The sequence below is a fragment of the Streptomyces sp. NPDC059649 genome (assembly GCF_042734445.1).
Taxonomy (GTDB): Bacteria; Actinomycetota; Actinomycetes; order Streptomycetales; family Streptomycetaceae; genus Streptomyces.
The window spans coordinates 88960-109688 of record NZ_JBHWDV010000001.1 but is presented as its reverse complement, the minus strand read 5'-3'; the positions used below and the strand labels follow the sequence as shown (position 1 = coordinate 109688).

20 protein-coding genes are annotated in these 20729 nt (G+C 72.9%); 14 read left to right on the top strand and 6 right to left on the bottom strand.

Features of this window, described 5'->3' with window-relative positions; translation table 11 throughout:
- Positions 1-22: 22 nt before the first annotated feature.
- The 9 genes from dhaL to ACFV1J_RS00500 all read left to right on the top strand — a co-directional run bounded on the left by dhaL (position 23) and on the right by ACFV1J_RS00500 (position 8654).
- Positions 23-664 (top strand): dihydroxyacetone kinase subunit DhaL, encoded by a 642-nt coding sequence (dhaL, locus tag ACFV1J_RS00540; protein WP_385855415.1) that lies wholly within the window; start codon positions 23-25, stop codon positions 662-664.
- Positions 665-780: 116 nt separating this feature from the next.
- Positions 781-1920 carry a 4-hydroxyphenylpyruvate dioxygenase gene (gene hppD / locus ACFV1J_RS00535; RefSeq protein WP_385854979.1) on the top strand — a complete coding sequence of 380 codons (1140 nt, stop codon included), beginning with the start codon at positions 781-783 and terminating at the stop codon, positions 1918-1920.
- Positions 1917-3128 (top strand): alpha-hydroxy acid oxidase, encoded by a 1212-nt coding sequence (locus ACFV1J_RS00530; protein ID WP_385854978.1) that lies wholly within the window; start codon positions 1917-1919, stop codon positions 3126-3128. Before hppD ends, ACFV1J_RS00530 begins: the two co-directional genes overlap by 4 nt.
- Positions 3125-4042, top strand: coding sequence for a phytanoyl-CoA dioxygenase family protein (locus ACFV1J_RS00525; RefSeq protein ID WP_385854977.1), 918 nt, complete (start codon positions 3125-3127; stop codon positions 4040-4042). Before ACFV1J_RS00530 ends, ACFV1J_RS00525 begins: the two co-directional genes overlap by 4 nt.
- Before the next feature lie 65 nt (positions 4043-4107).
- Complete coding sequence (locus ACFV1J_RS00520) at positions 4108-5358, top strand: PLP-dependent aminotransferase family protein (RefSeq protein WP_385855414.1); 1251 nt, start codon at positions 4108-4110, stop codon at positions 5356-5358.
- Positions 5355-6299, top strand: a complete 945-nt coding sequence (locus ACFV1J_RS00515) for a DMT family transporter (RefSeq protein WP_385854976.1) — start codon at positions 5355-5357, stop codon at positions 6297-6299. Before ACFV1J_RS00520 ends, ACFV1J_RS00515 begins: the two co-directional genes overlap by 4 nt.
- A gap of 93 nt (positions 6300-6392) precedes the next feature.
- On the top strand, positions 6393-7487 hold the full coding sequence (locus ACFV1J_RS00510; RefSeq protein ID WP_385854975.1) for a prephenate dehydrogenase: 1095 nt from the start codon (positions 6393-6395) through the stop codon (positions 7485-7487).
- Between the two features lie 136 nt (positions 7488-7623).
- Positions 7624-7878 (top strand): WhiB family transcriptional regulator, encoded by a 255-nt coding sequence (locus ACFV1J_RS00505; RefSeq protein ID WP_385854974.1) that lies wholly within the window; start codon positions 7624-7626, stop codon positions 7876-7878.
- A gap of 116 nt (positions 7879-7994) precedes the next feature.
- On the top strand, positions 7995-8654 hold the full coding sequence (locus tag ACFV1J_RS00500; protein WP_385855413.1) for an NADPH-dependent FMN reductase: 660 nt from the start codon (positions 7995-7997) through the stop codon (positions 8652-8654).
- Between the two features lie 24 nt (positions 8655-8678).
- On the opposite strand, the gene ACFV1J_RS00495 is transcribed toward ACFV1J_RS00500, so the two are convergent.
- Positions 8679-10292: a N,N-dimethylformamidase beta subunit family domain-containing protein gene (locus ACFV1J_RS00495; RefSeq protein ID WP_385854973.1), complete on the bottom strand. Its 1614-nt coding sequence runs from the start codon at positions 10290-10292 to the stop codon at positions 8679-8681.
- A gap of 160 nt (positions 10293-10452) precedes the next feature.
- Between ACFV1J_RS00495 and ACFV1J_RS00490 the strand changes: the two genes are divergently transcribed.
- Positions 10453-11682: an aromatic acid exporter family protein gene (locus tag ACFV1J_RS00490; RefSeq protein WP_385854972.1), complete on the top strand. Its 1230-nt coding sequence runs from the start codon at positions 10453-10455 to the stop codon at positions 11680-11682.
- A 103-nt stretch (positions 11683-11785) separates the two neighbouring features.
- Here the strand turns inward: ACFV1J_RS00490 and ACFV1J_RS00485 are convergent, their stop codons facing one another.
- Positions 11786-12661: an HpcH/HpaI aldolase/citrate lyase family protein gene (locus tag ACFV1J_RS00485; protein ID WP_385854971.1), complete on the bottom strand. Its 876-nt coding sequence runs from the start codon at positions 12659-12661 to the stop codon at positions 11786-11788.
- Positions 12662-12665: 4 nt separating this feature from the next.
- Positions 12666-13739 (bottom strand): HpcH/HpaI aldolase/citrate lyase family protein, encoded by a 1074-nt coding sequence (locus ACFV1J_RS00480; protein WP_385854970.1) that lies wholly within the window; start codon positions 13737-13739, stop codon positions 12666-12668.
- 177 nt (positions 13740-13916) lie between these two features.
- Here ACFV1J_RS00480 and ACFV1J_RS00475 point away from each other — a divergent pair, with 177 nt between their 5' ends.
- Complete coding sequence (locus tag ACFV1J_RS00475) at positions 13917-14759, top strand: endo alpha-1,4 polygalactosaminidase (RefSeq protein WP_385854969.1); 843 nt, start codon at positions 13917-13919, stop codon at positions 14757-14759.
- Between the two features lie 48 nt (positions 14760-14807).
- Here the strand turns inward: ACFV1J_RS00475 and ACFV1J_RS00470 are convergent, their stop codons facing one another.
- Positions 14808-15146 carry a hypothetical protein gene (locus ACFV1J_RS00470; protein ID WP_385854968.1) on the bottom strand — a complete coding sequence of 113 codons (339 nt, stop codon included), beginning with the start codon at positions 15144-15146 and terminating at the stop codon, positions 14808-14810.
- 134 nt (positions 15147-15280) lie between these two features.
- Here ACFV1J_RS00470 and ACFV1J_RS00465 point away from each other — a divergent pair, with 134 nt between their 5' ends.
- Together ACFV1J_RS00465 and ACFV1J_RS00460 are read left to right on the top strand one after the other, a co-directional pair.
- On the top strand, positions 15281-16465 hold the full coding sequence (locus ACFV1J_RS00465) for a M24 family metallopeptidase (protein WP_385854967.1): 1185 nt from the start codon (positions 15281-15283) through the stop codon (positions 16463-16465).
- Between the two features lie 219 nt (positions 16466-16684).
- A complete protein-coding gene (locus ACFV1J_RS00460) occupies positions 16685-17401 on the top strand; it encodes a hypothetical protein (RefSeq protein ID WP_385854966.1) in 717 nt (238 codons plus the stop codon).
- A 51-nt stretch (positions 17402-17452) separates the two neighbouring features.
- On the opposite strand, the gene ACFV1J_RS00455 is transcribed toward ACFV1J_RS00460, so the two are convergent.
- Positions 17453-18712 carry a LuxR C-terminal-related transcriptional regulator gene (locus tag ACFV1J_RS00455; RefSeq protein ID WP_385854965.1) on the bottom strand — a complete coding sequence of 420 codons (1260 nt, stop codon included), beginning with the start codon at positions 18710-18712 and terminating at the stop codon, positions 17453-17455.
- 168 nt (positions 18713-18880) lie between these two features.
- On the opposite strand from ACFV1J_RS00455, the gene ACFV1J_RS00450 reads away from it, so the two are divergent.
- The gene (locus tag ACFV1J_RS00450; protein WP_385854964.1) at positions 18881-19795 is read left to right on the top strand and encodes an NADP-dependent oxidoreductase; all 915 of its coding nucleotides are present in this window, start codon (positions 18881-18883) and stop codon (positions 19793-19795) included.
- A 148-nt stretch (positions 19796-19943) separates the two neighbouring features.
- On the opposite strand, the gene ACFV1J_RS00445 is transcribed toward ACFV1J_RS00450, so the two are convergent.
- Positions 19944-20546 (bottom strand): DUF6461 domain-containing protein, encoded by a 603-nt coding sequence (locus tag ACFV1J_RS00445; RefSeq protein ID WP_385854963.1) that lies wholly within the window; start codon positions 20544-20546, stop codon positions 19944-19946.
- Positions 20547-20729 lie beyond the last annotated feature (183 nt).

Here is a 20729-nt window from a genome sequence, read left to right as displayed (position 1 = left end):
CGCGGCGCTCGCCCTCGGCTGGATGCGGCACACCGCCTCGGCCATGCTCCGGGACCGGGACCTGCTCACCCGTCTGGACTCCGCCATCGGCGACGGTGACCACGGGGCGAACATGGCCCGGGGGTTCGGCGCGGTACAGGCCGGCCTGGCCCGCTCCGGGCTCGTCCCGTCCACAGTCGTCGCTCCGCCGGACGGCAGCGACGCGCCCGGCGAGGTCCTCGTCCGGGCCGGCAACTGTCTGGTCTCGGTCGTCGGAGGCGCGTCCGGACCACTGTTCGGCGGCGCGTTCCGGGCCCTCGGCGAGGCGCTCGGCTCCTCCCCCGAGGTCGACGCACACCGGTTCGCGACCGGGCTCGCCGCGGGGCTGGCGAAGATCCAGCAGTTGGGCGCGGCCGTGCCGGGCGACAAGACCATGATCGACGCATACGCGCCCGCGGTCGACGCCTTCCGGGCCGCCGCGGAGTCCGGCACCGCATTCGCCACGGCGGCGCAGGCCGCCGCCGAGGCCGCCGAGGCCGGGATGCGGGACACCGTTCCGCTGCAGGCCAGGAAGGGCCGGGCGGCGTATCTGGGGCTGCGCAGCATCGGCCACCAGGACCCCGGCGCCACCTCGACCGCCGCTGTGTTCCGCGCACTTGCCGAGGCCTCCGGTCACCTCCGGTAGTCCGCTCCGGCCCCCTACACCCCTACCCCCCTGCTCCGCCGCCGCACGCTCGCGGCGCCGCGCCGCGGTGCGCGGCTGCGGCCGCTCCCACCTCCCGAGCAACAGATTGGATCACTGTGACCGCCCACTCCATCGATCACGTTGAGTTCTATGTGGGGGACGTCAACCAGGCTTCCCACTACTACTGCGGGACCTACGGCTTCCGGGTGGTGGCCGAAGCGGGGCCGCTCACCGGGCTCGCCGGCGCCCGGTCGCTGGTCCTGGCCCACGGCGGCGTCCGCCTGGTGCTGACCTCCGCCCTGCACGCGGACCACCGGGCCGCCCGCTTCGTCCACCGGCACGGCGACGGCGTACGGGACGTGGCCCTGCGGTCGACCGATGCCGCCGCGGACTTCGAGCAGGCGCTGGCCGCCGGGGCCGAGCCGGTGGCCGGACCGGAGACGTTCGAGGACGACGGGGTGCGGGTGGTCCGCGCCACCGTCGCCGCCACCAACGACCTGGTCCACAGCTTCGTCCAGCGCGACGGGGACGACGAGGCGGCGGCCCACTTCCTGCCGGGCCGGTACCGTCCGGTGGCGGAGGGCGCCGAAGCCTCCGGCCCCGCCCTGCTCCGCTCGGTCGACCACCTGGCCCTCTGCCTGCGGGCCGGATCGCTGGACACCATGGTCGACTTCTACCAGCGGGCGCTGGGCCTGAAGCACACCTACGACGAGTACATCGTCGTCGGCGGCCAGGCGATGGCCTCGAAGGTCGTCCAGGACGAGACCAGGGGCATCACCTTCACCATGGTCGAGCCCGACCCGGTCGGCGGCCGGGGACAGCTCAACGACTTCCTCGACGGATTCGACGGCCCGGGCGTCCAGCACGTCGCCTACGGCACCGACGACATCGTGCACGCCGCCCGTGAACTCAGGCTCTCCGGCGTGGAGTTGCTCTCCACCCCGGCCGGCTACTACGCCTCGCTCGCCGAGCGCGGCATCGAGGTGGGCATCGACCCGGCGGTGCTGCAGGACCTCGGTCTGCTCGCCGACCGGGACGAGTGGGGACAGCTGGTCCAGGTCTTCACCCGGTCCCCTTACGCCCGCCGCACGGTCTTCTTCGAGCTGATCCAGCGGCTCGACGCCCGGACCTTCGGCAGCGGCAACATCAAGGCGCTGTACGAGGCCGTGGAGCGCGAGCGGTCCCGCACCGACGACGCCGACGATCCGCGCGGCGACGCGGTCCCCGCCGGCGCGCCCGCGAAGGCCGGCGTATGACCGCGCGGGCCGGCCGGACACCCGGGACCGACGCCGCGGAGGTGCTGCTGTCGCCGGAGGACTACGAGGCGGCGGCCCGCGCCCGACTGGACCGGGCGGTGTGGGACTTCATCGCCGGCGGCAGCGGGGACGAGGTGACGCTGCGCGGCGAGCGGGCGGCGTACGACCGCTACCGGCTGCGCCCGCGGACCCTGGTCGACGTCTCCCACTGCGAGCCGGGCACCACGCTGCTCGGCGCCCCGGTGTCCTTCCCCGTCGGTGTCGCGCCGATGGCGTACCACCGCCTGGTCGACGCGGAGGGCGAGACGGCGACCGTGCGGGCGGCCGGTGCGGTCGGTGCGCTCACCGTCACCAGCACCTTCGCCAGCCGGACCATCGAGGAGACCGCCCGGGCGGCGTCCGGCCCGCTCTGGCTGCAGCTGTACGTACTGCGCGAACGTAAGGTCACCGAGTCGCTGGTGCGCCGGGCCGAGGCGGCCGGCTACCGGGCGCTGGTGATCACCGTCGACGCGCCCCGGATGGCGCGCCGGGAGCGCGATCTGCGGAACGGTTTCAGCCTTCCGTCGCACATCCGGCCGGTGAACCTCGACGACGGTCAGGCCGGCGGGCTGCACGGCAGCCGGGCCGGCAGCTCCACCCTGGCCGAGCATGCCGCGCGGCACCACGACGCCGCGTTCACCTGGCAGGACCTGGCCTGGCTGCGCTCGCTGACCAGCCTGCCGCTGGTGCTCAAGGGCGTACTGACCGGGCAGGACGCGCGGCAGGCGGCCGAGTTGGGCGTCGAGGGCCTGATCGTCTCCACCCACGGCGGCCGGCAGCTGGACGGTGCGATCGCGGCGCTGGACGCCCTGCCGGAGGTCGTGGCGGCCGTACCGGACACCTGTGAGGTGCTGGTCGACGGCGGCATCCGGCGCGGCACCGACGTGCTCAAGGCGCTGGCGCTGGGGGCCCGTGGCGTGCTGATCGGCCGCCCGGTCCTGTGGGGCCTGGCCGTCGACGGGGCGGCCGGCGCCGAACGGGTACTGGCCACCCTCCGCGCCGAGTTGGAGGAGGCGATGGCCCTGACCGGCCGCCCCGTCCTCGACGCGATCGGCCCGGACCTGCTGCACCTCTCCCCCGCCGCGGCGGCCCCCTCCGCCGACCTGCCCCACCTCTCCCCCGACCACCCTTCCCAGCCCCTCCTCACCAACGACAGGGATATGGCATGACTCTGAAGGACACCCCGCGCCCGCTGACCGCCGCCGAAGAGGCGCTACTGCCGACCGATGACGAGGTGCAGTTCTACCAGGAGCACGGCTGGTATCTGTCGAAGAAGCTGCTGACCGACGAAGAGGTCGACACGCTCAATGCCGCCGCCGACCGCTTCTACGGCGGCCACCGGGACCGCACCCTGCCGAAGCGGCCGCCGCGGCTGGCGTACTGGGAGCCGGAGAAGGGCGATGTCCACCGGCACAACGACTACATCTTCTACGAGGACGACACCATCCGGAGCATTCTGGCCAAGCCGCTCATCGCCGCGGTCGCCGCCCGGATAGCGGAGACCAGCCAGATACGCCTGTGGAACAGCACCCTCATCCACAAGCCGCCGCGCGCGGACGACGAGCGCAACATCGTGCCCTGGCACTTCGACCGGCACTACTGGCAGACGTGCTCCTCCGACGAGATGCTGACCGCGTTCATCCCCTTCCACGACTGTGACGAGGAGATGGGCACCATCACGATGGTGGACGGCAGCCACCGCTGGAAGGAGATCGGCGGGGACGACACCACCAGCCGGCACTTCGCCGAGCGCGACCGGTCGGAGCTGGAGGACATGCTCGCGGAGAACGCCGCGTTCAACAACGCCGAGGTGGTCAAGGTCCCGGTCAACATCCCCAAGGGCCACATCAGCTTCCACCACTGCCGCACCTACCACGGCAGCGGGTACAACGTCAGCGACCGTCCGCGGCGCGCCATCTCGCTGCACCTCCAGGACCGCACCAACCAGTGGCGGCCCTACCAGCTGTCCTCCGGCGACCTCGTGGTCTACAACAATGATGTGCTGGTCCGTCAGGACGCGCACGGCAACCCCGACTACACCGACCCCGACTTCTGCCCCGTCCTCTGGGAGGACCCCCGGTGACCGATGGCTCCACCGCCACCGTACTTCCTGCCGGCGAGCTGCACGGCTCGCTCGGCGACCCCCTGATGGAGGTGATGAATTTCCTCAACGAGGTCACCTCCCGCTATCCGGAGGCGATCTCCTTCGGCCCGGGGCGCCCGTACGAAGGGCTCTTCGAGGTCGAGCGGATCGGCGAGTACCTCGCGGCCTACCAGCGCCACCTGGTGACGGATCTGGGCCGCACCCCGGACGAGGTGCGCACGCTGCTGTTCCAGTACGGGCGCACCAACGGGCAGATCCACGAACTGGTGGCCCGGGCGCTGCGCAACGACGAGGGCATCGAGGCGGCGCCGGAGTCGCTGGTGGTGACCGTGGGGTGCCAGGAGGGCATGTTCCTGGTCCTGCGGGCGCTGTTCGCCGAGCCGTCGGACGTGCTGCTGGTGCCGTCCCCGTGCTACGTCGGGATCACGGGGGCGGCCCGGTTGCTGGACCTGTCCGTCGCGCACGTCCCCGAGGGCGAGAACGGGATGGACCCGGAGGTGCTGCGCCGTACGGTCGCCGAGCTGCGGGCGGCCGGGAAGCGCCCGCGGGCGTTCTACGTCGTTCCGGACTTCGCCAATCCGACCGGGACCTGTATGCCGGTCGAGGCCCGCCGACGGCTGCTGGAGCTGGCCGAGGAGGAGGACCTGCTCCTCCTGGAGGACAACCCCTACGGGTTCTTCACCCGGACCGGCACCGGGCTGCCCACGCTCAAGGCGCTGGACGAGCGGGGGCGGGTGATCTACCTCGGTTCGTTCGCCAAGACCTGTTTCCCCGGCGCCCGGGTCGGTTACGTCGTCGCCGACCAGGAGGTCGAGGCGGCGGACGGCCGCCGCACCCTGCTGGCGGACGAACTGTCCAAGATCAAGGGCATGGTGACGGTGAACACCCCGGCGCTCAGCCAGGCGGTCATCGGGGGGATGCTGCTCACCCATGACTTCCGGCTGCGCGAGGCCAACAAGCCGGCCGCCGACTTCTACCAGGAGAACCTGGCGGTCCTGCTGGAGAGCCTGGAGCGGATGCTGCCGCGTGAGCGGCGGGAGGCGGCCGGCATTGGCTGGAACGTGCCGGACGGCGGGTTCTTCCTGACCCTCACCCTTCCCGTGCCGGCGGACAATGCGCTGCTGGAAGAGTCCGCCCGCGAGCACGGAGTGATCTGGACACCGATGAACTACTTCTACCCGGACAGTGAGGGGGGCCGGTGCCAGATCCGGCTCTCGCTCAGTTATCTGACGCCCCAACAGGTCGCCGAGGGCGCCCGCCGGCTGGTGGGTCTGCTGGAACGGAGCTGCCTGTGAACGCCGTTCTCTATGTGGTGACGGTGCTGATCTGGGGCTCGACCTGGCTGGCCATCAAGGGCCAGCTGGGCGATGTGCACCCCACGGTGTCGGTCGCCTACCGGTTCGCGCTGGCCGCGGTGATCCTGCTGGCCTGGGCCCGGCTGCGCGGGCTGCCGCTGCGCTATCCCCTGCGGGTGCACGGGCAGTTCGTCCTGATGGGCGGGCTGATGTTCTCCACCAACTTCGTCTGCTTCTACTTCGCCGAACAGCATCTGACCACCGGCCTCGTCTCGATCATCTTCGCGATGTCGCTGCTGGTGAACATGGTCTTCGCCCGCCTCTTCTTCCGGCGGACGATCACCCCGAAGATGCTGGTGGGCGGGGCGATCGGACTGCTGGGGATCGTCACCGTGTTCTGGCCGGAGTTCCAGAACTTCGGGCTGTCCTCCGGGTCGGGCCAGGGCATCGTGCTCTCCGCCCTCGGCACGCTGGTCTTCTGTCTGGGCAACGTCGTCTCCGGCAAGACCCAGGCCGCGGGCATTCCGGTGGTGCAGGGCACCGGCTTCGCGATGGCCTACGGGGCGCTGCTCACGGCCCCGTTCGCGCTGGTCTTCGGTGGCGGGGCGGCCTTCGACCCGTCCTTGAAGTACACCGGTTCGCTGGTCTATCTGGCCGTCTTCGGCTCCGTGGTCGGCTTCGGCGCGTACCTCACGCTGCTCGGCCGGATCGGCGGTGAGCGCGCCGCGTACGCCATGGTGCTCTTCCCGATCGTGGCGCTGTTGTTGTCCACGGTGTTCGAGAGTTTCCACTGGACGGTGCGGGACCTGATGGGTGTCGCCCTGATCCTGATCGGCAACGCGGTGATGCTGACCAATCCGGCGCTGGTGCGGAAGCTGCTCGGCCGGCCGGCCGAGGAGCCCGAACCGGCGGCCCGGACCCAGGCACCGGCCGACCGGTAGTACCTCCCCCAGGACCCACCGGGCCCGCCCGTTCCCCCATCGGGCGGGCCCGGTGACGTCCGCCTTCCCTCTTCACGGCCCAGGAGCGTTCTCTTGCATACCGCTTGCGTCGTCGGCACGGGTCTCATCGGTACGTCCATCGCCCTGGCACTGACCGGCCGGGGAGTGACCACTTACTTGATCGACCGCGATCCGGACAGCGTGCGGATCGCCGTCGCACTCGGGGCCGGTGTCGCCGGTCCCCCGCCGGCCCCGGCGGACGTCGCGGTCATCGCGGTGCCCCCGTCGGAGGTCGCCCGGACCGTCGCGGACCACCAGAAGGCCGAACTTGCCCAGGTCTACACGGACGTGTCCAGCGTCAAGGCGCTGGTGCACGCCGAGTGCCTGGCCCTCGGCTGCGACACCACCGCTCTGGTGGGCGGGCATCCGATGGCCGGAGGGGAGCGCTCCGGTCCGCTGACGGCCCGCGCCGATCTCTTCCAGGACCGCCACTGGATCCTCACCCCGACCCCGGAGTCCCGGGAGAGCGCGCTCAACCGCGTGCTGGAGCTGGTGTCGTTGTGCGGCGCGGTGCCGGTCCTGCTGCCGCCGGCCGACCACGACCGGGCGGTGGCGCTGGTGTCCCATCTGCCGCACCTGATGGCGAGTCTCACCGCCGCCCGGCTGGTGGACGGCGAGGAGTACGCGGTGCGGCTGGCCGGCCGCGGCATGCGGGACGTCACCCGGACCGCGGCCGGCGACCCCGGGCTGTGGACCGACATCCTCGCGGCGAACGCGGCCGCCCTGGGCCCGTTGCTGGCCGAGCTCGGCCGGGACCTGACGGCGGCGGCCCGGGCGCTCGCCAGGCTGACCGAGGACGTCCCCGAGCAGCACCCCGCAGCCCTGGCGGAGCTGACCGGGGTGCTGCGGCGGGGCAGCGCGGGGCGGGCGCGGATCGCCGCTCCGCACGGCCCGGCGGGCGCGGGCCGGCACCGCGTGCTCTCGATAGCCGTCGGCGGTCCGCAGCGGCAGCTGGAGCGGCTGCTCGGCGATGTGGCCGAGGCCCGGGTGGACCTCGAAGGCATGGTGCTGCCGGACGCCCCGGCGGTCCCGGACGCGACGGACGGCGCGGTCGAGCTGTGGGTGGCTCCGGATGTGGCGCGTCCGCTCACCGACGCGCTGCGTGACCGGGGCTGGGCGGTCCGCTGAGTTCCGGCGCATTGCCGGGGCGGGACGGGGCACCCGACGACAACGGGGCGCCCCGGTGCGGAAGTTGCCGGCCGGTGTGCGGCCCGCCCCCACAGTGGACATCGACCGCGCTCCGTGGCGCGGAACGGAGGTACCCATGGACTGGCGCCATCGCGCCCGGTGCCGGGACGAGGACCCGGAACTCTTCTTCCCGGTCGGCAGCACCGGCCCCTCGCTGCTGCAGATCCAGGAGGCCAAGGCGGTCTGCCGGCAGTGCCCGGTGATCGCCGAGTGCCGGGACTGGGCGATCGCCTCCGGCCAGGACAACGGGATCTGGGGCGGTATGGACGAGGAGGAGCGGCGCGCCGAGCGGCGTCGGATCGCCCGGCGGCGGGCCCGCGACTCCTCGTAGGCAGCACCCGTGGCGCGGCGGGTCCGGTGGGTGCCGGGCTTCCGGGCGCGCCGCGGATACGCTGCCCCCGCACCGGGCGACCGGACCCGGATAAGGAAAGGACATGAGCCATGGCCCTGCCCGCCGACGCCCACCCCGGTCCGCTGCGCGTACTGGTCCTCGGTGCTTCGCTGCGGGCCGCGTCGGCCAACGGCCGGCTGGCCGCGCTCGTGGCCCGGATGATGACGGGGTCGGGCGCCACGGTCGACCTCGCGGGGCTGCGGGACTTCGACATGCCGCTGTACGACGGGGACCTGGAGGCCGCGGAGGGACTGCCGGCCGGCGCGCTGGCGCTGCGGGACCGGATCGAGCGGTCCGACGCCTTCGTCATCGCCTCGCCGGAGTACAACGCCTCCGTGCCCGGGGTGGTGAAGAACGCGATCGACTGGGTCTCGCGGGTCCGGCCGCAGCCGTTCAAGACCAAGCACGCGCTGCTGGTCTCCGCCTCCCCCTCGCTGGTCGGCGGCAACCGGGGGCTGTGGGCGCTGCGGGTGCCGCTGGAGCACCTGGGAACCCGGGTCTACCCGGACATGTTCAGTCTCGCCGCCGCCCACCAAGGCTTCACCGAGGGCGGGGAGTTGGCGGACGCCGGGCTGCAGCAGCGGCTCGCCGAGACCGTCACGGCCTTCCTCACCCTGGTCGAGGCCGACGCCCGCTACGTCTGTCTGCAGCGCCGGTGGTACGAGTTCCTCGGCGACCGCACCGAGGCTCCGGTCACCCAGCGCGCCGAGGACTGACCGGGTCCGGCGCGCGCCGGTTCGTCAGGTGCCGTACACGGCGGCCACGTTGTTCCGCGGTGCGGGCCGGTTCTTCGCGGCCGGCCCCGCGGCGAAGGCGCGGAGCAGGTTCTCGGTGGTGCGGGTGACGAACGCCCTGGTCCGGGCGTCCATCCCGTGGTCGCGACCGTCGTCACCGGTACCGGCCATCAGCGCCTCGACCCAGCGCATGGTGCCGGTGGCGTAGACCCCGGCGCCGCTCGCGACGGTGTAGTACGCGGAGTCCGCGTGACTGCCTCGGCCGGCGCAGACCAGCGGTGAGTGGGCGATGATCTCCAGCCGTTCCGGGGTGGGCGCCTCGGGGGTGACCCGGTCGTACTCCACCCCGACGAGGTGGTCGAAGGACGCCCCGCGGCCGGCTCCGGTGCCCGCGAAGAGCCAGTGGTCCGGTTGGTGGACGACGTACGGGGCGTCGGTGGGGTAGCCCTCGTAGAGGACGCCGGTCAGGGACGACTCGGGGTCGGCGGCGGGCGGCAGGCGGAAGTCGTGGGTGGGCGGCTCGCGGCGCTCCGCGAAGGACGGGTCGTCCCGGTAGGCGGTCTTGTAGCAGGTCACGGTGCGCAGGGCGCCGGAGGGGCCGGGGTCCAGCCGGACCCGGCGGAAGCAGGCGTTGGCGCCGAGGAAGGCCAGGTTGGCGCCGGTGTCGCGGGCCCGGGTGACGTGCTCACGCTGCTGCGGGGTCCAGTACTCGTCGTGGCCGAGCGAGAGGACGGCGGTGGCGCCCCGCAGCGCCGCCGGGGAGCGGTGCACGTCCACGGACGTGGTGTAGGCGAGCGGCAGGCCGAGCCGTTCGGCGAGGACGACCAGGGCGCGCTCGTGGACCAGGAACTTCTCGGCGCCGTTCGCGTCGTAGGGCCGGTCGAAGCTGACCGCCAGCGACCGCGTCCGGTAGGCGCCGTCCTCGCCCGCGTAGAGGTTGTGGCCGCCCCAGCGGTTGTACGCCTGCCAGGTCGTCACGGCGTGCATCAGCACGGTCCGGCCGGCGGCGGTCGCGGAGCGGACGACGAGCGGGACGTACCGCTGGTGCCCGTGGTCCGCGTCGAGCCGGAGCAGGTACGCGCCCGGTGGCCAGCCGGTGGTGCGGACCGCGAGGGTGCGCTGCCAGTCCGCGCGGACGGTGCGGGTGCCGGGCAGCAGCCGCGGGCGGCGCTGGCGGTGGCCGGTGACCCGCGGCGAGCGCCAGACGAGCCGAGCCTGGGCGCCGCCGTACCAGCCGACGCGGTAGGCCGAGACCCGGAATCCGGGTGCGGTGGTGGAGACGTACAGGCCGAATTCCTCGCCCGGCCGGACGCTGACCTGGTCGGTGTAGCCCTCGACGGCCTCGGGCGGGCCGGGTGCGCGCAGCCGCCAGTCGGGGCTGCCGGCCCGGGCCCGTTCCGCGGCGAGGTCGTCGGGGCCGGTGCCGTGGGCGAGGCCGGGGGTCTTGCCGGAGGGGGCGTCGCAGCCGGTGGCCGTGGCGAGGGCGAGACCGGCGGCGCCGGCCGCCGCGGCCCCGAGGAAGTGCCGCCGGACCAGGCCGCCGGGTGCGTCGGTGCGGCTGCCGTCGCCGTCACGCGCGGAACACGGAGGCCCGTGCTGATCCCCGCCGTCGCCGCTCATCGCACCACTCCCGTGCGCCGCCGTTGCCTGACCGGGCCGGTCCGTCCGCTCGGGACGATCATCCGTGGCGACGGCCGGCCGGACGACCGCAGGGGTCCGAATGCGGGTAGGGCGGCCGCGCATGTTGCTCTTGGTGCGGAAAGCGGGAAGGGGGAGAAGAGTGCGTGAAGTAACCGATCCGCTGTTGGATCTCGTCCGGCGGCACAGCGAGCCCGTCGTCGCGCAGACGCTGCGCTCGACCATCGCCGCCGTGATCTCGTACGTCGTCGCGCTGATGGTCAGCAGCGAACCGGCGCCGCTGACCGCACCCCTGACGGCCCTGCTCGTCGTCCAGGTCACCCTCTACACGACGCTCACCACCAGCATGCGCCGGGTGAACTCGGTGGTGGTCGGGGTGGTCATCGCCATCGGTTTCAGCTCGCTGGTGGGTCTGACCTGGTGGAGCCTGGGGCTGATCATCCTGGCGTCGCTGGTGATCGGCCGGTTCGTGAAGGCCGGCGAGTTCGTCCCCGAGGTGGCGATCAGCGCGATGCTGGTGCTCGGGGTGACGACGACACGGGTGGCGGCGACGGCCTGGGACCGGGTGCTGGAGACGCTGATCGGGGCGGTGGTCGGGCTGCTGTTCAACGTGCTGTTCGTGCCGCCGGTGCTGGTGCAGCCGGCCAGCCAGGCGATCGAGGGGCTGGCTGGCCGGATGCGGGTGCTGCTGCTGAGCCTCAGCGACGAGGTGGTCGGTCATACGCCGGTCGCGGAGGCCGCGGCCCGGCTGCACGAGGCGCGGCGGCTGGACCACGACATCGTGCAGGTGGACGCGTCGCTACGGCAGGCCGAGGACAGTCTGCGGCTCAATCCACGGGTCAAGGAGGGGCTGCTCTCCCGGGTGGTGCTGCGGACCGGTCTGGACACCCTGGAGATCTCCGCGGTGGTGCTGCGCACGGTCTGCCGCACGCTGACCGACCTCGCCAAGGCCCGGACCGAGGAGTCGCTGTTCTCCGCCCGGATCGGCACTTCCTTGAGCGAGTTGTTCCGGCACATGGCCCGGGCGGTGGACAGCTTCGCCGTGCTGATCACGACGCAGGTCAGTGCGAACGCGGACAAGGCGGAGGACCAGCTGGTCAAGGAGCTGGCCGCCAGCCGGGAGAGCCGCGAGACGGTGGCGCATCTGCTGCTCGACGAGGTGCAGGAGCATCCGCGGCAGTGGCAGCTGCACGGTGCGCTGCTGGCCGAGATCGACCGCATCCTGGACGAGCTGGACGTGGAGAAGCGCTCCCAGCGGCTGGTGGAGGAGCTGGACCGGCAGTCGCGTGAGCAGCGGGAGAAGTATCCGCTGGTGGACAAGCTCCGGGGCCGGCTGCGGCTGGGCCGGTCGCGTCGCGCGCCGGTGCTCTGACGGGCGGCCGGGCCGTGCGCCGCGGGAGGTGGCCAGACGCCGGCGCCCGCCGCGTGGGGCCTTGGCCGTCCACGGGCGGGCGCGCGAGGGGCGCCGTCGGTCGCTAGTCGCGGCCGGCGACCGCCTCGGCGAGGGTGAGGATCCGGCGGGCGTCCTCGACGTGCAGGTTCTCGATCAGCCGGCCGTCGACGGTGACCACGCCGCGCCCTTCGCGGGTGGCCTCGTCGAAGGCGTCGATGATCTTCCGGGAGCGCTCGACCTGCTCGGCCGAGGGGGCGAAGACCCGGTTGCACGGCTCCAGCTGCGAGGGGTGGATCAGCGTCTTCCCGTCGAAGCCGAACTGCCGGCCCTGGACGCACTCCGCTTCAAAACCGGCGGCGTCCTTCACGTCGTTGTAGACCCCGTCGAGGATCACCTTGCCGGACTCCCGGGCGGCCAGCAGCGCCAGCGACAGCCCGGTCAGCAGCGGGGCCCGGCCGGGGACGTGCTCGGCGTGCAGTTCCTTGGCCAGGTCGTTGGTGCCCATGACCAGTACGGTGAGCCGTTCGCTGGCGGCGGCGACCGCGCGGGCGTCCAGCATCGCGCGCGGGGTCTCGACCATGGCCCAGATGGCCGTACGGTCCGGGGCGCCGGCCGCCTCCAGGGCGCGCTCGACCTCCCGTACGGTCTCCGCGGATTCGACCTTGGGGACGACGACCGCGTCCGGGCCGGCCTCGGCGGCGGCCCGCAGGTCGTCGGCGTGCCACTCGGTGCCCGGTCCGTTGACCCGGATCGTCACCTCGCGGTAGCCGTACTCCCCCGAGGCCGCGGCGGCCGCGACCCGCTTGCGGGCGTCGGTCTTCGCGTCGGGGGCGACCGCGTCCTCCAGGTCGAGGATGAGGGCGTCGGCGGGGAGCGACTTGGCCTTCTCCAGGGCGCGTTCGTTGGCGCCCGGCATGTAGAGCACGGAGCGGCGCGGCCGCAGGATCGCGTCGGACACGTACTTACTCCTTGTTCTGCCGGGACTCGGCCGCGGCGTAGGCGTCGCGCAGTTCGGGGTCACGGGCGGCGAGGGCGTCGGCGAGCTGGGCGACGACCTGGCACTGCTTGTAGGTGGCGTCGTCCTGCATCTTGCCGTCGATCATCACCGCGCCGGTGCCGTCGCCCATGGCATCGATGACCCTGCGGGCCCAGGCGACGTCGGCGGGGGACGGGGAGAACACCCGCTTGGCGATGGCGATCTGCACCGGGTGCAGGCTCCAGGCGCCGACGCAGCCGAGCAGGAAGGCGTTGCGGAACTGGTCCTCGCAGGCGGTGGTGTCCTTGATGTCACCGAACGGCCCGTAGTACGGCAGGATGCCGTGCGCCGCGCAGGCGTCGACCATCCGCGCGAGGGTGTAGTGCCACAGGTCCTGCTGGAAGGTGGCCCGCGGAACGCTGGCGTCCGGTCCGTGCGGGTCCTCGCGTACGAGGTATCCGGGGTGGCCGCCACCCACCCGGGTGGTCTTCATCCGGCGGCTGGCGGCCAGGTCGGCCGGGCCGAGTGAGATGCCCTGCATCCGGGGGCTGGCGCCGGCGATCTCCTCGACGTTGGCGACGCCGGTGGCGGTCTCCAGGATGGCGTGCACCAGGATCGGCCGCTGGATCCCGGCCTTCGCCTCCAGCTGGGCGAGCAGCCGGTCGACGTAGTGGATGTCCTCGGCGCCCTCCACCTTCGGCACCATGATGACGTCGAGCTTGTCGCCGATCTCGGTGACCAGCGTGAGCAGATCGTCCAGCGCCCAGGGCGAGTCCAGGCTGTTGATCCGGGTCCAGAGCTGGGTGTCGCCGAGGTCCGTCGCCTTGGCGATCTTCACCAGGCCGGAGCGGGCCGCCTCCTTGCGGTCGGCGGCGACGGCGTCCTCCAGATTGCCGAGCAGTACGTCCACGGTCGGCGCGATGTCCGGCACCTTGGCCGCCATCTTCTCGTTGCCCGGGTCGAAGAAGTGGATCATCCGGGACGGCCGGAAGGGTACTTCGCGCACCGGTGCCGGTGCACCGACGGCCAGCGGGCGGAAGAAGTCCTTCGGAGAGCGCATGCAGTCTCCCTGGTCGGATAAAGAGGGGTGCGGGCCGCCGCCGGCTGTCCGACGGCGCCATCGGGCCCTCACTCTAGGCCCGTGGACCGGTAACGCTACTGGTCAGTACCTGTGCTGTTGGTCACCGAACGCAGCGCGGCGCCAAGGAACATCGCATTCGCACCTAAGATCCACTTCGTGCAGCTCCGACGCCCCCGCGCCACCCGCGCCCTCCTCCTGGCACTGGCCCTGGCACTGCCGTTCGGCACCGCGTGCTCCGCCGGCGGCGGCCCGCAGGGCACCGGTGCGACGACGCCCCGCGGGGTCCGCCCGCCGGCCGCGGACGCGGCGTTCGACTACCAGCTCGGCGGCCCGTATCCGCCGCCCCGCGGCGTCCGTGCGGTCTCCCGCGACCGTACGGCGAAGCCCGCCCCCGGCCGCTACAACGTCTGTTACGTCAACGCCTTCCAGGCCCAGCCGGACGAGATCCGCAGCTGGCAGCGGCACCACCCCGACCTGCTGCTCCGGGACGCGGACGGCAGGCCGGTCATCGATCGGGACTGGGACGAGCCGCTGTTCGACATCTCCACGGCCGCCAAGCGCCAGGCACTCATGGACGTCGTCGGCCCGTGGATCGACGGTTGCGCGACGGCGGGCTACGACGCGGTGGAACCCGACAACCTCGATTCCTACGAGCGCTCGGACGGCCGGCTCACCGCCGGGGACGCGGCGGCCTTCGCCCGGCTGCTGGCCCGCCGCGCCCACCGGCGGCAACTGGCCGTCGCCCAGAAGAACACCGCCGACCTGCTGCCCCGCCGCCGGTCCATCGGCTTCGACTTCGCCGTCGTCGAGGAATGCGCCCGCTACAAGGAGTGCGGCGATTTCGCGGACGCCTACGAGGACCGGATCTTCGTCATCGAGTACCGGGAGAAGGACTTCACCGCCGCCTGCCGCACCTGGGGCCCGAGGCTCTCCGTCACCCTGCGCGACCGGGACCTCCGGCCGGCCGGCACCAAGGGGTACGTCGACCGGCACTGCTGACGGCGGGTCGGTCATCTCCTGCGGCCGGCCCCCGGCCGGTGGTTGCTGCTACGCCGTTTCATGACCGGCGGTGCCGTTGATCCGCTCGATCGCCTGCCGGGCCTGTTCCTGCGGGGAGCGGGCGGGCAGCGGGGACACCGTGGTCGTGGCGACCGCGGGTGGCGTCCGTTCCTGGGGCACCGTCTTCACGGGCGCGGCCGGCGGCCGCATCCGCAGCCGGTGGGCCGCCGCCTCGTCCAGCGTCACCGGGCGTTTGAACCGGGCGGCGAGCCGGGTGGCCTCCTGGCCGAGGGCGGCGACGTCCTCCCACTGGAGACGCACCACCAGCGACAGTTGGGCCTCACCGTCCGGCAGGGCCTGGAGCTGCGGGTTACCGGCGTCGGTCATGGGCGCTCCTCACTTCGTCGGCCCATGCCCCCGCGGGGCACGGTTGCCGGAAGGTACGGACGACGGCCGGCGGGCGTTCACTTCCCGTCAGATTCCGACGGGAGCCGGCGCAACAACCGGGGCAGACTGGACGTATGGCGCATCTCCCTCCCCAGCAACCCCAGCCGCCCGACCGGCCCCACCTGCCCGAACCCGGGTTCCCGCCCGAGGAGTACGCCCGGCGACTGGCCGGTACCCGGGAGGCGATGGCACGCGACGGGCTGGATCTGCTGCTCGTCACGGCCCCCGAGGACATCCACTACCACTGCGGCCTCAACCACCAGGGCCACTTCGCGGTCACCGCGCTCCTCCTGCCCCTCGACGGGACGCCCGTCCTCGTCGAACGGGCCATGGAGACCCCCACCGCCCGCGCACAGACCCATGACGTGGCGCACCACGGCTACGGGGACGGCACCGCGCCGGCCGAGGCCCTGGTCGACGCGCTCACCCAACTGGCCCGTCCGGCACAGCGGGTGGGGTACCAGGCCGATGCGCTCACCCTGCCGCCCGCCGTATGGGACCGGCTGCGCCACGACGTGCCGGTGACCTGGACGGACTGCAGCACCCTGCTCATCCTGCGGCGGTCGGTGCACACCGCCGGCGAGATCGGCCACCTCCGCACCGCGGCCCGGCTCTCCGACACGGCCATGGCCGCCGGTCTCGCCGCGGCCACCGCCGGGGCGCGGGAGAACGAGGTGGCCGCCGTGGTGCACGACGCCATGTTCCGGGCCGGCGGCGACCTGCCCGGCTTCGCCCCGCTCGTACGCAGCACCGACCGGCTCGACCAGGAGCATCTGACCTGGACGCGGCGGCAGTTCGGGCCCCGGGACGGCGTCTTCCTGGAGCTGTCCGCCGCCTACGGCCGCTACCACGCACCCCTCGCCCGGCTGCACCACCTCGACCCCCGGGACGCCGCCCGCCACCGCCCGGCGGCCGAGGCATCGCAGGAGGCGATGCGGGCCCTGTGCGCGGCGCTGCGCCCGGACCGGAGCGCCGAGGAGGTCTTCGGCGCATGGCGTGCGGTCGTCGAGCAGGCGATCGGCCGGGAGTACCGCCGCCACCACTGCGGCTATCTCGTCGGGATCGGCTTCCCGCCGAGCTGGATGGGCGGCACCCGCACCCTGCGGCCCGGCAACCCGCTGCGGCTGCGCGCCGGAATGACGTTCCACGTCCAGTCCTGGGTCCGGGACGACCGGCTGGGTACCTATGCGTGCTCCGACACGGCACTGGTCACGGAGGACGGCTGCGAGGTGCTCACGCGTACGCCGTATCCGCCGTGAGCGGTGCCGTACGCCGTATCCGCAGTGAGCGTCGCCGTACGCCATATCCGCAGTGAGCCCGCGCCTCGTCACCGCGCGCCCCGCTCCCCCAGTTCCCGGACCGCACGCCCGGCACGTGCCACGGGCGCATTCGCGGCGGCCCGAGTGCGCCCTGTCGGCCTGTCACACCCAGCCGCCACCATGGACGGAGCAGCCCACAACCGGCTTGGAGGCCGACTGATGGACGCAGGCCGCCTGTCCCGTCTCGACGACGCCGCTTACGAACAACTCGTCCTCGACCACGCCCACCCGCCCGCACGCGACCCGGAGGTCTGGGCGGCCCTGATCGACCCGGCGCTCATCGAGCGCACCCGCGAGGCCCTCAACACCCTCTTCCAGCGCAGTTCGTCGGTGCTGCGCAAGCGGCGCGAGGAGCGCGAACGGTTCCGCCTGGAGTGCTTCGCCCGCGGACCGGCCGGCAAACAGGAGTGGTTCGCCTCGAAGCGGGAGTACGACGCCTGGCGGCACCGCGCGGCGAACTTCAGCCGGACGGTGCAGAACGCCCTGTCGGAGATCAACAAGGCGAAGAAGGAGCTCAACCGCTCCATGAACCACCAGGTCGCGCAGAACCACCGGGACCGGCTGCGCGACCTCGCCTGCGCGGTCCGCCGCCACCAGGCCGCGCACGCCCGGTCCGGCGGCATCGCCGACCAGGCCGACTACGAACTCTGGCGCGCCCTGGACCGGATCACCGTCCCGATAGGACCGGCGAACGAACCGACGTCGCTGCGCACGATGCTGGACATCTACTGGAGCGATGTGGCCCCGGTGGACGAGGGCGAGGAGCGCCGGGCCCGCGCGGAGCGGGCGATGCGCGCGGCGCCGGCCGGGCAGGCGGCGCGGTTCAGCGGCGTGCCCAAGGCCCGGCACGTGGGCAACGGCAAGCACCTCGCATAAGGGCGGGCCCGTCGGCCTCCCTCCACTACGGAGCGCGGACGGGTACCGGCCCTACGCCACGGCGTGGAAGAGCGCCGCCGCCGCGCCCCGGGACTCGACACCCAGTTTGGTGAGGATCTTGGCGACGTGGAACTTCACCGTCGACTCGCTGATGTGGAGCTCCTGGGCGATCGCCCGGTTGCGGTGTCCGAGCGCGAGCCGTGCCAGCACCTCCAACTCCCGTTCGCCCAGGGCGGTCAGCGGGTCGGGCGCGGGATCCTGGGACGCCCGGAGCGGGATCGTCGCCGACACCGTCGTGCCCCAGCCGGGCACCGCGTCGACGTCCAGGCGGCCCTTGAGGACGTCGAGCCGTTCCCGGACCCGGCCGGGAGCCAGTGCGTCGGGCGTGAGGGTGCCGGGCCCGTCGTCCCGTACGGTCGCGCGGAGCTCGTCCTCGTTGATCTGCCAGCAGACGTGCACCCGGGTCACCGCCTCCTGCTCCAGCGCCTTCATCAGCACGGCCCGGACGACCGCCCGTGCGGTGTGTGCCACGTCGGCGGCCAGGTTCCGCACGGAGTCGGGCGCGCCCAGTTCCAGCCGTACGGGGCTGTAGCGCACCAGCGGCCGGAGGGATTCGGCGAGCCGGGCGAAGGCCTGGTCGGCCGGCTCCTCGGCGATCTGCTGGTCCCGTTCGGCCTCCGCGCGCAGTTCGACCAGGGCGGAGACCGCCAGGTCCGTGGCGGCGGCGCGGGCCGCCGCATCGTCCAGGGTGCGGCTGCGCAGGACGCCCAGTACGCCGGTGAGCGCGGCCGAGTACGCCTCGCCCAGCTCGGCGATCACCCGCGCCCGGGTGCCCGCGGCGGTCCGTGAGCGGGCCAGCGCACCGGGCATGGCCTCCGCCGCCAGCCGTTCGAAGTGGCTGGTGACGATGTCCCACAGGGCCTGGACGAGCGCGGTGACGCCCTCGTCGACGGGAGTGGCCGCCGCGTCGCGTACCAGCAGCAGGACGGCGCCGCGGGGCGTCGCATGGCTGGTCACGGCGAGCACCGGCCGCTCCGCACCGGCCAGGTCGAGCGTCCCCTGCCACGGCCGGCCCGGGGTGCCGGCAGCGAGCAGCGGGGCCAGGTCGGCGGTGGAGAGCCGTCCGGTGAGCTCCGGGTCGCCGGCCGTCTTGAACGGTGAGTGCGCGCAGTGCGTGGAGAGTTCGGCCACCGCGCGGTGCGGGACCGCCTCGGACAGCACCTCGGAGAGCCGCGGCAGGATCTCGCCGAGCGGCTGGCGGATCACCTCGTAGGCGGCGGTCAGGGCGGGTACGGCTCCGGTCAGCTCCATGGCCGTCAGCCTAGCCAGGCGCGGCGGAACGGGCGCTGGCCTTTCGGCCAGGGGGGACTGGCCCGATGGCCGGGGACCGGGGGCTCCCCCGGGGGCGAGGCTGAAGCCCTCACACCACCGGAGACCTCACAGCAGGAGAGGTCTCCTACCAAAGCGGGGAGATTCAAGATGAAGGCGATCATTTACCACAGCTTCGGCGGCCCGGAAGTGCTGACGTTCGGGGAGACCGAGAAGCCCGCACCGGGCCCGGGGGAAGTCCGGGTGAAGGTGGTGGCGGTCGGCGTCAATCCACTGGACTACAAGCGGCGTTACGGCTGGGTGGAGCAGCACTACCCGACCACCTTCCCCGCGGTGCCCGGTCTGGAGTTCGCCGGGATCGTGGACGCGCTGGGCCCGGGCGACCACGACGTGTCCGTCGGGGACGAGGTCTTCGGCTGGACCAGTACAGGTGCCTACGCCGAGTACGCCCTCGCCGGGGACTTCGCTCCCAAGCCCGCCGAGCTGTCCTTCCGGGCCGCGGCGGCGCTGCCCGTCGCCGGGGAGACCGCGCAGCGGGTGCTCGACGAGCTGGGCCTGGCCAAGGGCGAGACGCTGCTGCTGCACGGGGCCGCGGGGGCGGTCGGCCAGGTGGCCGTCCAGCTGGCGGTGGCTCTGGGCGCCACGGTGGTCGGCACGGCGTCGCCCGCCAACCACGACTTCCTGCGGGCGCTCGGCGCGATACCGGTGGCGTACGGCGAGGGGCTCGCCGACCGGGTCCGGGCCGCCGCCCCGCAGGGTGTGGACGCGGTCTTCGACGCCGCCGGCTCCGATGTGCTGCCGCTCTCGATCGCCCTGCGCGGCGGCACGACGGACCGCATCGTCACCATCGCCGACCCGAACGCGGCCGAGCACGGCGTGCCGTTCTCCGCGGGCGGTACGCCGTCGGAGCAGATGCGCGCGGGCCTGGTCCGGCACGCCCAGCTCGCCGTCGAGGGCCGGCTGTCCGTACCGGTCGTCGAGACCTTCGCGCTCGCCGAGGCCGCCAAGGCACAGGAGTTGAGCGAGGCGGGCCACGTCCGGGGCAAGCTGGTCATCGAGGTCTGAGCCGGGCAGGGCCGCCCCGGCGGGTGACCAGGGTGCCGCCACGGTCCAGGGTCCACGGGGCCGTGGCGGCTTCACCGTTGCCTCCGGGCTTCCCCTGTGGCGCCTGGCTTTCCCATTGCCCTGGCTTTCCCGTTGCCGGGGCGCGCGCTCAGTCCGGCTGCTCTTCCTGCTCCGGCAGGGGCAGCAGGCTGCCGCTCCAGCGCTTTTCGTCGTCCCCGGCCGGTGTGACGCGCAGCCCGAAGGCGCTCTCCGCGAGAGCCAGGACGCTGTGCAGCGGAGCGGACTGCCCGGGGACGAGCCCCAGGGGACGCATGAACTCATCGAGCCGCTGGGGGTCCTGGCCGGTCGGACGGATCGGCTCCAGGGTGTGGAAGTCGACGACGATCTCGCCGTCCACCGCGTACTTGAACCAATGCATCGGCCGCTCGTTGTGGTACAGGGCGACGGCGTCCGTGCCCTGCGAGACCGCACGCAGGATCCTCTCGTCCAGCCCGTGGCTGCCGCCCTGCTCCCATGCCCACGACCACGCGCCGTCGGTGCCGGTCGTCACCACCGGTTCGTCCTCGTCGAGCAGGGTGTCGCCGAACTCGTCGGCGAGCTCCGCCGCATCGCGCAGCGCCAAGGTGTCCGGATCGATCCCCATACGGGCCAGCAGGTCCGTGGGCGACAGGCCCTTGGCGAAGGTCAGCTGGTAGAGGGGGATGTCCGCACGAAAGTGGTCCAGCCCGCGACGCACACCGGTACTCGTCATGCCCGGGATGCTGTCACGCCGCACTGACACTCCGACGCCCACCTCGGTCACACCGCATCGGCCCGGCATCCGATCGGCCCGGTATCGAACGGCGCAGTTGCCCCCGAGCTTTCCGTTATTTCTGTCGTTTCCTGTTATCCCTGCGGTTTCCCGTTGCCCTTGCCTTTCCGACCCTCTACCTTG

Bases quoted from the DNA above. Each gene is read 5' to 3' on its own strand.
- ACFV1J_RS00465 (WP_385854967.1), top strand. From the start codon at position 15,281: ATGGCGCATCTCCCTCCCCAGCAACCCCAGCCGCCCGACCGGCCCCAC.
- ACFV1J_RS00505 (WP_385854974.1), top strand. From the start codon at position 7,624: ATGGACTGGCGCCATCGCGCCCGGTGCCGGGACGAGGACCCGGAACTC.
- ACFV1J_RS00480 (WP_385854970.1), bottom strand. From the start codon at position 13,739: ATGCGCTCTCCGAAGGACTTCTTCCGCCCGCTGGCCGTCGGTGCACCG.
- ACFV1J_RS00460 (WP_385854966.1), top strand. From the start codon at position 16,685: ATGGACGCAGGCCGCCTGTCCCGTCTCGACGACGCCGCTTACGAACAA.
- ACFV1J_RS00450 (WP_385854964.1), top strand. From the start codon at position 18,881: ATGAAGGCGATCATTTACCACAGCTTCGGCGGCCCGGAAGTGCTGACG.
- ACFV1J_RS00495 (WP_385854973.1), bottom strand. From the start codon at position 10,292: ATGAGCGGCGACGGCGGGGATCAGCACGGGCCTCCGTGTTCCGCGCGT.
- ACFV1J_RS00520 (WP_385855414.1), top strand. From the start codon at position 4,108: ATGGAGGTGATGAATTTCCTCAACGAGGTCACCTCCCGCTATCCGGAG.
- ACFV1J_RS00445 (WP_385854963.1), bottom strand. From the start codon at position 20,546: ATGACGAGTACCGGTGTGCGTCGCGGGCTGGACCACTTTCGTGCGGAC.
- ACFV1J_RS00530 (WP_385854978.1), top strand. From the start codon at position 1,917: ATGACCGCGCGGGCCGGCCGGACACCCGGGACCGACGCCGCGGAGGTG.
- ACFV1J_RS00525 (WP_385854977.1), top strand. From the start codon at position 3,125: ATGACTCTGAAGGACACCCCGCGCCCGCTGACCGCCGCCGAAGAGGCG.
- ACFV1J_RS00455 (WP_385854965.1), bottom strand. From the start codon at position 18,712: ATGGAGCTGACCGGAGCCGTACCCGCCCTGACCGCCGCCTACGAGGTG.
- ACFV1J_RS00470 (WP_385854968.1), bottom strand. From the start codon at position 15,146: ATGACCGACGCCGGTAACCCGCAGCTCCAGGCCCTGCCGGACGGTGAG.
- dhaL (WP_385855415.1), top strand. From the start codon at position 23: ATGCGGCACACCGCCTCGGCCATGCTCCGGGACCGGGACCTGCTCACC.